At 69.5% G+C, this 13,294-nt stretch carries 6 protein-coding genes; 4 read left to right on the plus strand and 2 right to left on the minus strand.

Going from position 1 to position 13,294, the window contains the following annotated elements:
• On the minus strand, positions 1 to 1,563 hold the full coding sequence (locus tag ACZ6SQ_RS05300) for a hypothetical protein (protein WP_469556907.1): 1,563 nt from the start codon (positions 1,561 to 1,563) through the stop codon (positions 1 to 3).
• 229 nt (positions 1,564 to 1,792) lie between these two features.
• On the opposite strand from ACZ6SQ_RS05300, the gene drmA reads away from it, so the two are divergent.
• The 4 genes from drmA (at position 1,793) to ACZ6SQ_RS05320 (ending at position 10,553) form a co-directional block, all read left to right on the plus strand.
• A complete protein-coding gene (drmA, locus tag ACZ6SQ_RS05305; RefSeq protein WP_469556909.1) occupies positions 1,793 to 5,620 on the plus strand; it encodes a DISARM system helicase DrmA in 3,828 nt (1,275 codons plus the stop codon).
• Complete coding sequence (gene drmB / locus ACZ6SQ_RS05310) at positions 5,617 to 7,551, plus strand: DrmB family protein (RefSeq protein WP_469556910.1); 1,935 nt, start codon at positions 5,617 to 5,619, stop codon at positions 7,549 to 7,551. Before drmA ends, drmB begins: the two co-directional genes overlap by 4 nt.
• Before the next feature lie 12 nt (positions 7,552 to 7,563).
• Complete coding sequence (gene drmC / locus ACZ6SQ_RS05315; RefSeq protein WP_469556912.1) at positions 7,564 to 8,334, plus strand: DISARM system phospholipase D-like protein DrmC; 771 nt, start codon at positions 7,564 to 7,566, stop codon at positions 8,332 to 8,334.
• A gap of 65 nt (positions 8,335 to 8,399) precedes the next feature.
• The gene (locus tag ACZ6SQ_RS05320) at positions 8,400 to 10,553 is read left to right on the plus strand and encodes a UvrD-helicase domain-containing protein (RefSeq protein WP_469556914.1); all 2,154 of its coding nucleotides are present in this window, start codon (positions 8,400 to 8,402) and stop codon (positions 10,551 to 10,553) included.
• Between the two features lie 63 nt (positions 10,554 to 10,616).
• Here the strand turns inward: ACZ6SQ_RS05320 and ACZ6SQ_RS05325 are convergent, their stop codons facing one another.
• The gene (locus tag ACZ6SQ_RS05325; RefSeq protein ID WP_469556916.1) at positions 10,617 to 13,202 is read right to left on the minus strand and encodes a GmrSD restriction endonuclease domain-containing protein; all 2,586 of its coding nucleotides are present in this window, start codon (positions 13,200 to 13,202) and stop codon (positions 10,617 to 10,619) included.
• Positions 13,203 to 13,294: the final 92 nt, after the last annotated feature.

Here is a 13,294-nt window from a genome sequence, read left to right on the forward strand (position 1 = left end):
TCAGAAGATCGTGTCGTCCCGTTGGAAGAGCCCCCCGTCGAACACAGGGTCCGCCTCCGGTTCGCGCGCCAGCTCCTCGTATGTCACGAGGTCATCGCCCCACTCCTCGTCCGCGAGCAAGTCCGCGCCGCCACCGGAATGTCCGGCCTCACCCGTCGCCGAGTCGCGCTCACCGTCCATCTCCTTGAGCCTGCGGTACGCGTAGTCCCCGCACAGGTCCCGCAGCTCGCCCGGTACATCCACCCGGATCGTCCGCAGCACCCGTAGGCCGCCCGCCTGCCGGGCCGCCAGGATGTCGAGGCGGGCCCACCCGGTCGTCGCGAGCATCAGCAGGCGGCACAGGTCGTCGCGGTTGTTCTCGTCGTACCGGAAGCGCAGGTGGTGGAGGAAGCTCTCCGGTTCGTCGTCCGGGAGGCCGATAAGCAGGTCTCCCGGGGTGGACTTGTCAACCTCGAACTGGATCCGGTCGTCGTGGCCGAGCTTGGCCCCGACGCGCTCCTCGGGGCCGGGACGCACGGCGCAGAACCACCACGGCGTGTGGCCGGGCAGGGAGTGCCAGGTGAAGGTCTTCGCCTTCGCGCCCCAGTTGGCCTCGTCGCGCAGTTGGACCATCGTAGTCATCCAGCCCGGTGCGTGTGCCTGCGGGTCGGGCAGGAGCGGCCGGGGGTGGGGACCCGCGCCGGAGTCCCGTACGAGGTACGCCTCCAGCAGCCGTGCCCGGTCCCGCCACTCGGGCTCGTAGGCCGTCCGGAACAGCTCCTGCTCGTACGTCGTGAGTCCTTCGCGCACTCCTTCGCAGAGCGCGAGGTAGTCCACCGCCGCGGTCGACACGACCGCCCAGAGACCGCCGCCCGCGCCGGAGCTCAGTTCGTCGGCTCGTCGGCGCACGTACTTCGCGGCCTCGGCCTGGCCGGCGAGCGCGGCAAGGTGGCTTCCCGCGCCGAGATGCTCGCCGAGCGACTCGACCGAGCGGTTCAGCTCCTGGGCGACCGTGGCCCGCTCCAGCAGCCCGAGCGCCGCTCCTGTCACGTTGTCCCGCTGGGTGGCGCGGAGGTACGTGGCGAAGGACCGCCATCCGGCTCCCGGGTTCAAGGGTCTGTCGGGGGATCCGTCGCTCAGCGCCTGCGGGTCGAGGAGCCAGCGTTCGTCCAGTTCGCGTGCCGTGCGCAGGGCTCCGACCTCGGCGGCGCGGCGGGCGGCGTACAGCTGGAGGAGTCCGCTCCACAGGTCGAGGGTCTGCCATGACCTCAGGGACGGGGAGGGGTCGCCGTGGAGATGACGGAGGAGGTCGGCGACGAGGCCCGCGCACTCCTCAAGGGGTGGTTTCCGGTCGGGCCAGAGCGAGTACAGCTCGCCCGATATGTCGGTGGCGGCTGCCACCCGCTGGTCGCGGAGCGCGGTGCGGGCCAGCAGCATCGCCCGTACGAGAACGAGATCTCCGAGGTCCTGGGGAAGGAAACGTTTTGCGCCTGGGCAGACGTCGTCCAGTTCGGCTGCCAGTTCCACGGTGATCTCCCACCACCACTGCTCCCTGGCATCGGAGAACTCTCTGTCGTTTTCCATTCCCACCCCTGGAACTTCGTTGACTGACAAGCTTGTTGAGTGTGTGTCAGTTGCCAATGGCCTGTGCACGCACCCTACGGGACGCGACGCGAGAAGTCACTTGTGAACTGAGTACACACATGTCATTCTTGTGGCGCGCAGTCCGCCGCGACCGCTCTGCCTTGTCTGTCAGTGGGTCGTCCTATCGTTGTTCACAGGTGCCGTCCGGTGCCCAGGGAGGGAAACGCGCATGCCGTCATCACCGAACGCCCCTGCTCCGGCACCCGGCGTTCCCCATCCCGTCGACGAGGTCCCGCAGACCTTCCGGCCCGGATCGTCGTACGACGTCCGCGAGGAACTCGGCGATCTGATCTCCCGGGATCTGCTGGGGCCCTGGGGAGACCAGACCGAGGCGCTGCCGCCCATGAGCGCGGGCCCTCGGGACCGCTATCTCGTCGGCCTGCTCGGACCGCGCCCCGCTCCGACCGCCGAGCCCGTGCGAGCCGCTGTCGGTCAGGCGGAGACCGAGGTCAACGCAGAGGGCGACGGCCGGGATCCGGAGCTCACTGACCGGCTCACCCCGCAGGCGGCCGGAAGGCTCTGGGCGTCGTCGATGGGCTTGAGCTTCCTGGTGCCGGCCGATGTGGGGATGCTCAGTGTCGTCGCGACCTGGGGCCGCTATCGGCAGAGCGACAGCAAGAACGAGGACGGAGGGACGGGGCGCGTCTGGTCACGGGAGCCCGTTCGTCATGAGGTGGACATCCCCGTCGACGCTCCGGGCAGCCTCCGGACGGTACTGGAAGGCGAGGACGAGACCGACCCCGACCGGCCGTGCGTCCGGCTCGATGTGCATGTGCGGGAGCGTCCCGGCACCGTCGACGGCGCGAACGACCTGCGCTTCGTCGATGTGTCGCTGATCAACGCGCTGGAGGAGTCACGAGAAGAGCGCGACGGACGGTGGCTGTTCCAGACCAAGCTGGAAGTGACCGCCTTCGACGGGGAGTCCAGCGTCTTCCTGCCGATCGACGACCCGCTGTCCGACGAGCCCGGCCATGTGCTGGAAGGTCCAGAGGAACGGCACCTGCGGCTGCTGTACCGCCACGAGCTGAAGCACGCGCACGGGCGCAATGTCGCCGTGCACGCGACGGTACGGCCCAAGGGGCGCCGCGCCGTCCGGCTGGAGACGACCTGGCTGCCCAAGAAGGACGTACCGGCGACGGTCGCACCGACCACGGCCCAGCAGCCGCTGCTCGCCGGACTCGAACTGAGCATGGACAAGCTCGCGGACCTGGCCGTGTGGGAGCGGCGCGACGAGCTACTCAAGGCCCTTCAGCCGCTGGCCGACGGCTATGACGGCTGGCTGGAACAACAGGCCGCCAAGGCCCAGTCGCTCACGGGCGAGCTGCGGGACGCGGCGCTGACGGCGGTCGACCAGGCCCGTGACGTGTGCGGCAGGATCGCGCTCGGCATCGAGTTGCTGCATGCCGACAGCGAGGCGCTGCAGGCGTTCCGTTTCGCCAACCGGGCGATGGCCATGCAGCGGCGGGCCACGGCGACGGCCAGGGTGCGGGCGGAGGGTGGCGAACGGCCGCCCACGTACGCGGCGGCTCATGCCGAGGTTCTCGGGCAGGGGGTCTCCGCAGCGAGCTGGTATCCCTTCCAGCTGGCCTTCGTGCTGCTGAACCTGTGCTCGCTCACCGACCCCGCACACAAAGAGCGCAGGGCGGACAGCACAGCCACGGTCGACCTGCTGTTCTTCCCGACCGGTGGCGGCAAGACGGAGGCCTATCTGGGCCTCACCGCCTACACGTTCGCCATCCGCCGGCTCCAGAAGGTCGTCGGTGAAGGCCCGGACGCCCGCGAGGGGCGCGACGGCGTCGCCGTACTGATGCGCTACACCCTGCGGCTGCTGACGGCACAGCAGTTCCAGCGGGCCTCGGCCCTGGTGTGCGCCACCGAGGTGCTGCGCAGGGAGGACGAGTCGACCTGGGGCAGCAGGCCGTTCCGTATCGGGCTGTGGGTCGGTGCCGGTGTCTCGCCGAACTGGTACGGGGACGCGGCGCAGCAGATCGCGGAGGCCACCGAGACCGCCTCGGGACGGCACGCGAACGTCCTCCAGGTGCTGTCGTGCCCGTGGTGCGGCGAGGAACTGCGCGCGTACCGCGACCTGAAGCCGGACGACGTACGGCGGCGCGTCCTGGTGTACTGCCCCCGTGGCGAGGACGCCGACCCCTGCCCGTTCTCCCGTATGAAGGCCAACGGCGAGGGGCTGCCGATCCTCACCGTCGACGAGGAGATCTACCGGCATGTGCCGAGCCTGCTGATCGCGACCGTCGACAAGCTCGCCCAGCTGCCGTGGCGCGGCTACGCGGGTCTGCTCTTCGGCCGCGTGACCGAGTACTGCGAGCGCCACGGCTACCGGCACGACGACCTCGACGAGGAGACGGGCTGCGGATCGCGGCACAACGCCAAGGACAAGCACAAGGCGGTGGTCAGCCGTACGATGCCGCGGCGGCTGCGGCCGCCGGACCTGATCATCCAGGACGAGCTGCACCTGATCTCCGGGGCGCTGGGCACAACAGTGGGTCTCTTCGAGTCGGCCGTCGACCAGCTGTGCACCTGGCCGGCGACGGACGCCCACGGGCAGCAGCGCGAGACCGGGCCGAAGATCATCGCGTCGACGGCCACCACCCGTAACGCCCGCGCCCAGGTCCTCGGGGTGTTCGCCCGGGACCTCGCGATCTTCCCGCCACAGGTGGTCGACGTCGGGGACACCTTCTTCTCCCGGCAGGTCGACGTCACCGAGGACGACCCGGGGCGGCGCTACTACGGGGTGTGCGCTCACGGCGTACGAATGAAGGCCGCCGAGATCCGGCTCGCGGAGATCCTGCTGCTCGCCGGGCAGGACATGTTCGACCGCTTCGGGGCTCCCGCCGATCCGTACATGACCGTGGTCGGGTACTTCAACGCGACCAAGGAGCTCGCCGGTATGCGGCGGGTCCTCGACGACGACGTGCCGAGCCGGCTGCGGACGAACGGACGGCGCAGGGGGATCGCCAACCGGCTGCTGCGCGACACCGACATGCTGAATCTCCAGGAGCTGACCTCCCGTATCTCGTCGGCGGACATCAGCGCCGCCCTCAAGCGGCTGGAGATCGGCTTCAATCCGGAGCACGACACCTCGGTGCGCAAGCAGGCGATCACCGACGAGTTCCGGGACGCGGGGAAGGCACGCCAGCCACGGGTCCTCCCGGCCCCGCTGCACCGCAAGCCGGTCGACCATGTGCTGGCCACCTCGATGCTCCAGGTCGGCGTGGACGTCTCCCGTTTCGGCCTGATGGTCGTCACGGGCCAGCCGAAGAACACCGCGGAGTACATCCAGGCATCGTCCCGCGTCGGCCGTGACCGCAAGCGGCCCGGCATCGTCGTGACCCTCTACAACTGGGCCCGCCCCCGGGACCTCGCCCACTTCGAGGACTTCGAGCACTACCACGCGACGTTCTACCGGCAGGTCGAGGCGCTGTCCGTGACCCCGTTCACGCGGCGTGCGCTGGACCGTGGCACCACCGCCACGTATGTCGCCGCCGTGCGGCAGGCCTGCGCCGAGTTCTCCGACAACGTGGACGCGGAGGACGTGGACCTGGACGACCCGCGGGTGCGGGAGGTCGAACAGCGGCTGCTGGCGCGTGCCGAAGCCGTCGACGGGGACCGGGCACGGGGCTATCTCGCCGAGCGCATCGACGCGTTGCGCGACGCGTGGACGGCCAAGAAGGGCGAGCAGGGCCGGCTCGGCTACCGCGGACAGACCAAGCAGAAGCAGACGGTGCTCGGGCTGCTGCGCAACGCGGACGGAAGCGGTTGGGATGTGCTCACCGTTCCGCAGTCGATGCGCGAGACGGAGAACGAGATCAACATGCTGCTCTCCGCCGACAGCGTGCTGTCGGCTCCGGCAGGGAGCGCATGGGAGTTCGGTCCGCCCGCGGAGGGCGACGACTCGGCCGCGGCGAGCGGCGACGAGTTCGGCGACGTGCCGGACGCGGACGGAAACGGCACCGGCACGGCCAGGGGGCGGTCATGAGCAGCGGCGGACACTTCAGGCGGGTGGGCGCGGTCCGGCCGAGCCACCTCATGTTCACCGGCGGTGTCGGCGCGCTGGTCGACCTGCCGAACTTCTCCGTCATGGTGAAGGGCCTCGACCACTGGAGCTACACGGGGGTGCCCGATCCGGTCATCGAGGAGCCCCGGCTACGCAAGGCCGTCAACCGGGCACTGCAGCGGTACGGATCGCAGCAGGTCACCGAGTTGCGTGCAGCGCCGTGGATTCCCGGGACGGACACCGACCCGAAGGGATACGCGGCGAAGATCGGGGTGCCGGTGACCCCCTTCCCGCAGTGGCTGCGCTGTACGGCGTGCAATGAGCTGGCCTCACTCGGCTCGGGAAAGTGGGGCTTCGAGAACCAGAATCCCCGTCGGCCCGACGAGGCCCGCTTCTACCACGAGAACTGCTACCGGAAGAAGAAGGGCCGCAAGCCCCTCGCCGTGGCCGCCCGCTTCGCGCTGGCCTGCACGAACGGGCACCTCGACGAGTTCCCCTACACGGAGTTCGTCCACGAGGGCCGTGCCTGCCCGGACACGACGTATCCGACGCTGCGCATGCGCGACAACGGCGGCAATCTCGCGGCCAACGTCTCCCTCGAATGCCTGGTCTGCAAGAAGGCCAAGCGCAACATCCGGGACGCGATGGGCGACAAGGGCCGGGCGAACCTTCCCCGCTGCCGCGGTCGGCATCCGCAGTTCGACGGTGTCTACGAGACCTGTGACGCACAGCCCTACCTGCTGGTCGTGGGCGCGTCCAACCAGTGGTTCCCCGCGACACTCAGCGCCCTGGCACTGCCCGACACCGGGACCGACTCCCTGCGCAAGCTCGTCGAGGAACGCTGGCCGGACCTGGAAGACTTCGAGGACGAGCACGAGATCGCCATGTTCGCCAAGAAGTCCAAGCACCACCGCTATCTGCGTGACTACGAACCGGGACAGGTGTGGAAGGCCATCTCGGACTACCGGGCCGCCCTCTCGGGCAGCGCGGGCGAGAGCGAGCAGCCGAGCGGGCCTCCGGATCTGCTGACCCCCGAGTGGCAGGTGCTGTCCGCGACGAAGATCCCGGACCCTACCGAGGACTTCGCCCTGGTGGAAGCCTCACTCACCGGGCCGCTGGCGTCCGTCTTCTCACAGGTCCGGCAGGTCGAGCGGCTGCGCGAGGTCCGCGCCCTCATCGGGTTCACCCGCCTCGACGCCCCCGATCCCGAGGACCCGGGCCTGGTCACCCGGGTGGAACTGGGCCGACGTGAACGCGGTTGGGTGCCGGCGAGCGAGGTACGCGGCGAGGGCCTGTTCCTGCGGGTGGACGAGCAGCTGATCGAGCAGTGGGAGAAGCGGGTGGCATCGAGCAACGCGCTCGCCGCACACGCCGCGGCGTTCGGGCGGTTCCGCGACCACCGCAAGTCGGACCGGTTGACCGGTGAGTTCGACCCGATGCAGGGCTGGCCGGGCGGTCGCTACATCGCCCTGCACACGCTCTCCCACCTCCTCATCCGCACCATCGCGATGGAGTGCGGCTACAACTCCGCGAGCCTCGCCGAGCGCATCTACAGCGGTGACGACGACGAGCGCCGTACGGGCATCCTCATCTACACGGCCGTGCCCGACTCGGAGGGCACGCTCGGCGGCCTGGTGTCCCTCGCCGACAAGGACCCGCACACCGGGGAGAACCGGCTGACGAGGATCGTACGGACTGCGTTGTACAAGGCGGGCCGGTGTTCTTCGGACCCGCTGTGCGGGGAGCGCCTCCCGCAGGCACCGGAGGACTTCCTGCACGGCGCGGCCTGCCACGCCTGCCTCTTCGTCTCCGAGACCACCTGTGAGCGCGGCAACCGCTTCCTGGACCGCCGCTTCATCACCCCGCTCGCGGGCGACGCCGAACCGCTCGCCCTCGTCCCGGACTTCAGGTGAGCGGGTGAGCGGGTGAGCCGAAGGCGCTTCGAGGCGGCGGCCGCGGCGGCAGCCGCCTCGCTCGGACCCACCCGTACGAAGGCGGTGGCCGCCCTCCTTGCTCAAGGCCGCTCCCAGGCGTATGTCCTGGGCAGGGTGCAGACTTCCGCCGCGCTGGAGGCCGTCAGCACCCTGCTGGACTCGATCACGGCGGACGAGGTGCCCTCGGCGGAGGCCGCGGCGTATCTACGGGGGTACATCGCCGCCTGGACGCGACAGCGCGAAGCCACGGAGGCGCGTGCCGTGTGGAGCGGTCCCTCCACGCCCGGGACTCCTGGCCGCAGCACCGCCCAGGTGCTGACGGAGGTGATCCGGGCCGCGGAGCACCGGCTCGTCGCCATGACGTACTCGGCCCGGTCCTACGCGCCACTGGCCTCGGCCCTGTCCGATGCGGTGGCCCGGGGCGTGATCGTGGACATCGTGATGGAGACCCTCGAAGGCGCCGGTGGCCTCATCTCCGGAAGTGAGCCCGCCGACGCCTTCTCCGGCATCCCCGGACTGCGGCTCTGGCACTGGCCATCCGTCGAACGCCCTTCCCCCGGAAGCCGGTTGCACGCCAAGCTGGCGATAGCCGACGACCATGTCCTCTTCCTCACCAGCGCCAACCTCACAGCGGCGGGAGCCGAGCGCAACATCGAGGCCGGGGTACTGCTCAGCGGCGGTCCCATGCCCGGCCGTATGGCCGACCACATACGGGAGTTGCAGCGTCGAGGAGTTCTCGCGCGGTGGCCTGGCACTTCCTGACGCCAGTCGGTGCCGGTCAGTAAAGTGATCGTAGTTCCTGGAAAGGCCGGCCGGAGGGGGCGGGGATGGCGACGCTGGGCATGCACCGGGACTTTCTGATGGAGTTCGCCGCGCTGGAGAAACCCGTCCAGAAACGTGTCTTCGAGGTGTTCGAGAAGTTCGCGGCCGCCACGCACGCGGGACTGCACCTAGAGAAGCTCACGCACCAGAAGGATCCGCGGCTGCGGACCATCCGGATCACCGACTTCTGGCGCGGCGTCGTCCTCAAGGCGGAGTCCGGCGACAGCTATCTGCTGCTCAAGGTGCTCCCGCACGACAAGGCCAACGACTGGGCCGCCAAGCACCGGGCGTCGGTGAACGAGGCCACCCAGGGCATCGAGATACGCAACGACGTGGCCCTGGAGCGGGCCACGGCCGGGCTGCGGGCGTTGGCCGCCGACGAGCCGTCCCGTCTGTTCCCCGCGTCCGAGTATCCGGACAAGGTGCTGCGCAGCCTCGGGGTCGACGAGGAGATCCTGCCGATCATTCGGCTGGTCCCCGACGAGGCCCACCTGGAGGCACTGCACAAGGTGCTTCCCGAGCAGCAGTACGACGTGCTGCTCGGGCTGGCGACCGGCATGAAGCCCGAGGAGATCGACCGCGAGCTCGTGCAGGCGTACGCCCGGACCGCCGTGCAGAGCGCCCGCGGCTCCGAGGGTGACGAGTTGGGCACCGCGATGGCCCGCTCACGCGGCCGTATCGCCCTCGTCTCCGGGGCCGATGAACTGCTGGAGATCCTTCAGCGCCCCTTCGACGCCTGGCGGGTCTTCCTGCATCCGAGTCAGTACCGGGTGGCCTACCAGGAGAGTTACGCCGGGTCGGCGCGGGTCACCGGCGGGCCGGGTACGGGCAAGACCGTCGTCGCGCTGCACCGGGCGTACCACCTCGCGCGGCGCCTGCCCGCCGACGCACCAGACGGCTGTGTGCTGCTGACGACCTACACGAAGGACCTGGCCGCCGAACTGCAGCGCTGCATGGAGCTGCTGATCACGGAAGACGCCGTCCGCGCGAAGATCCGGGTGGTGAACGTCGACGCCCTGGCCAACGAGATCGTACGGGCGGACCGCGGCGGCGCACCGCTGAAACTGGTCTTCGACCAGAAGGAGATCACCGCCCGGTGGGCGCGGATCGCGCGACGGTTGAACCTCGACTTCACGGGCGTCTTCCTCGACCAGGAGTGGCGGCACGTCGTCCTCGCGCATGCCGTCACCACTCCCGAGGAGTACCTCAAAGTGTTGCGGACAGGTCGCGGGAGCGGGCTGGGGCCGCTGAAACGCCTTCAGGTGTGGCGTGCGGTCTCCGCTTTCGAGGAGCAGCTGCGCCAGGCCGGGGAGTGGACCTTCCTTCAGGTGTGCGCCGAGGCCGCACGTGTACTGGACGGGAGCGGCGAGCGGCCCTTCCGACATGTCGTGGTCGACGAGGCGCAGGATCTGCACCCCGCCCAGTGGCGTTTCCTGCGGGCCCTCGTCGGCTCCGGCGCCGACGACCTGTTCCTCGCCGGGGACACCCACCAGCGTATCTACGGCAACCGGGTCTCGCTTCGCTCGCTCGGCGTCGAGGTCGTCGGACGCTCGTACCGGCTGCGGGTCAACTACCGCACCACGCAGGAGATCCTCGCCTGGTCCACCGCGCTGCTGACCGGAGAGAAGCCGGACGACATGGACGAAGGGAAGGAGACCCTGGCCGGCTATCGCTCCACGATGCACGGTGAACGGCCCGAGACCGCGGGGCACGTCTCGAAGCCCGAGGAGATGGCGGCGCTGGTGGCCCAGGTGGAGAAGTGGACTGCCTCGGGCGTGGATGCGGAACACATAGGCATCGCGGTGCGGTTCATCCAGTTCGGGCGGGACATCGCCAAGGCCCTGGAGCACGCCGGGATCCCTGCTTTCGTCCTGGGAGCCGGGCGCGGGGGTGCGGGGGTGCGGATAGGGACCATGCACCGGATGAAGGGACTGGAGTTCCGCTGCGTCGCCGTGGCCGGGGTGATGGAGGGGACGGTTCCGATGAAGTCCGCCGTGACTCCGGTGGACGTCGACGCGCAGCAGCACCAGGAAGACGTGAACAGCGAGCTGAGCGTGCTGTTCGTGGCGTGCACACGGGCGCGTGAGGCACTGCGTGTGTCCTGGCACGGAACGCCGAGCCCGTTCCTGGCACCTGTCATCAGCGGGCCGCGTCCATAGCACTTTGTGTTCGACCTGCGTGGGACCCATGGGTTCTCGGGTCCCACGCACCTGATGCCAACGTCAGAGCGTGCCCGGACCGTCGTCCATCATGCGGCGGGCCTCGGCCAGAGCGGCGGTGTGCGCGAACCATTCCAGCACCGCGCAGATCTCCTCGCTGTGCCCGGAGAAGACCTCCAGCGGGAAAGACGGACGCAGGTCCAGTTTGGCCTCGGCCAGGTCGATGCCCTCGATGCCGTTCAGCCGGGTCATCAACTCCCGACGCACTGGCTCGTCGTCGAACGGAGGCCGCCGCCTCAAGTACTGGAAGACCACTTCGACGGTGCCCGCGACCGGGTAGATCCCCAGCGGCCAGAGCGCACGGGCGGTATCGCGTGTGTCGCCGAACCGCACCATCGGGAAGCAACTGGTCTCGTCGGCTCGGCCGTAGGCAAGGTGGCCGCCCTGCTGCTCCCAAAAACGCAGCGCGCCGAGGACGCCCTGCACGGTCTCCTCGGTCTGGTTGTCGCGGAGTTGCGTTTCGAACCGGTCGGCCTTTGCCTGCTGTTCGACTTCGGCCTGCGCGGACGGCACGGTCTCGTCCGCGGTGTCCCTGCCGAGCAGGGCAGCCAGGTCGGCGGTGGTCAGCCGGTGGGACCGGCGGGCCCGCCCCGCGTCGTCGAAGGGAACGCCCTCCGCTTCCAGGCGGGTTCCGGCGTCGCCGGACTCCTTGCCGTCCGGCCACCGGAAGCCCGCCGAGACACGGCCGTCCGCGGTCAGTACGCGGTAGGCGCCGTGCAAGCCAGCCTTGGTCGCCAGGTGCTGGCCCACGGGGACGGCGTGCGTACCGATGAGTGCCGCCACATCGCCGTACGTCGTCCACGTGCCGGCCGGCATGGCGAGGAGCGCGGCCCGGAGGTCCTTCCAGCCGGCCCACTCGTCCTCTGCCTGGACGACTCCCTCGGCGGGGCCGGGCCACAACCTCACCGCTTTGTCCGCCAGTTCGTCGGCGCGGGCGAGGATCTCCGTCCTCCCCCACCGTTCCTCGGCGGCGATCCTCTGGTTCATGCGCAGGGCGCTGGCGTCGAGGATTTCCTGCTTGCGGCGGAAGGGATGGTTCGACAGGCGCGCATTGTCCGCGGAGAGGGTGAGGTTGCCCAGGGTGTGGACGAGCAGGGCGTGGAGTTCGTCCGGGCTCTGGCCGTCCTCGGCGTCCTCGGCGAGAAGGTCGTACCACTGCTGGGCCGGGCTCTGTGGCAGCACGTGCTCGACGGTGAGGGATGCCTTGGCGTAGTCGACGGGCTCACTACCGTCGTAGCTCTCCTCCAGTCGGCGCAGCACCTGGAACCGCTGGTTGCTGCGGCCCGCCTTGTAGAAGGGGCGGGTGCGGACAGCCTCGCGCAGCGCTTCGTCGCCGGGCCAGACACGTGCCCCCGTCCTGTTCCGCGACAGGAAACGGCGTACGGCTTCCGCCGGGTCGTCGTCCTTCTCCAGCTCCTTGGGCATCTCCATGAAGACCCGGTTGCTGCCTGTGGTGGACAGACCCACCAAGAGGCGGCGCACCATGTAGCTCTCGGCGTAGGCCAGCGCCCGGGCGGCCTGTTGGGGCGTGGCCCGTCCGTCGTGGACGCGGTCGAGTAGCTGGAGCGCCAGCGGGTAGTGGGTCTGACCGCCCCACCGGGACAGCCGCTCCAGCACCTCGCGCAGCTCCGAGTCCGGCTCCCGCCGGGGCTCCAGGATGCGCATCAGCCGTTCGGCCCGCCGGGCGAGGGAGGCGATCTCGGCCTCCAGTGCCGCCTCGTCGGTACTCAGCGGCTCCAGGCGCTTCTTCTGGTCGCGGTAGATCTCGCTCTGCTTGGCCCGGCTGTTGCCTGCCACGACCAGGTCGAGCCAGACGAGCAATTCGAGGTTGTCGGGACCGAGGAGGTCCTGCATGGGCAGCCAGTGGTTGCGGTAGACGGACTCGCCGCGGGTCTGCAGGCACATGAAGAGGTAGTTGCGCAGGAGGTCGCTCTGGCGGAGACCGACACCGGTGTTGTTGATGGATTCGAAGATGCGGTAGACGTTGTCGCCTTCGGCAGCGGTGATCTCGACGATGGAGAGCAGACTGCTCAGGACGGTCTCCACCGCGCCTGTCCACGCCTCGCCGCCGTTCTCCTCGCCCTCAGTGAGGACGGCCAGGAAGAAGCGATAGGCGGCGCCCACATTGCCGGGGCCACCGGCCTTGGGGGTGCTCTCGACGCACGCGGTGTATGCCTCGCGGTCGGCCTGCGTCGGCAGGAGGCGGTAGTGGTCGTCGCCGTTGCGGTACCTGTTGACGAGCACGAGGTCGTGAATGCGGTCGGCGTCCCGCTCGGCGCCACGCTCCCGGTAGCGGTCACGCAGCGCGGTGAGGGCCAGCATGAGAGTAGTGAGCCGCTGCTGTCCGTCGACGACGAGCCAGCGCTGCATGCCTCCCGCGGTGATCCTTCCCGGGGCGAGCACCACGGAGCCGAGGAAGTGGGTCGCGGGGGTCCTGCCCTCCAGATGCTCCTCGACCAGCTCCAGCACGTCGTCCCAGAGCTGCCGCAGCTCGTTCTGCTGCCAGCTGTAGGTGCGCTGGTAAAGCGGCACCTGGAACTGCTTCTCGCCCTGGACGAGCTCCTTGAACGTGGTCTCCTGAGCGTGCACGCGCCTCTCCCCCACTGTCTGCCGGACCAGCTCATGCTCCCCCATCGGATTGGGATGGCCTCTGCCCCGGCTCCATCACCAGCGGTGACACT

This window comes from Streptomyces sp. NPDC048600, assembly GCF_055587025.1.

Coding starts and splice junctions, on each gene's coding strand:
- ACZ6SQ_RS05300 (WP_469556907.1), bottom strand. CDS start 1,563: ATGGAAAACGACAGAGAGTTCTCCGATGCCAGGGAGCAGTGGTGGTGG.
- drmA (WP_469556909.1), top strand. CDS start 1,793: ATGCCGTCATCACCGAACGCCCCTGCTCCGGCACCCGGCGTTCCCCAT.
- drmB (WP_469556910.1), top strand. CDS start 5,617: ATGAGCAGCGGCGGACACTTCAGGCGGGTGGGCGCGGTCCGGCCGAGC.
- ACZ6SQ_RS05320 (WP_469556914.1), top strand. CDS start 8,400: ATGGCGACGCTGGGCATGCACCGGGACTTTCTGATGGAGTTCGCCGCG.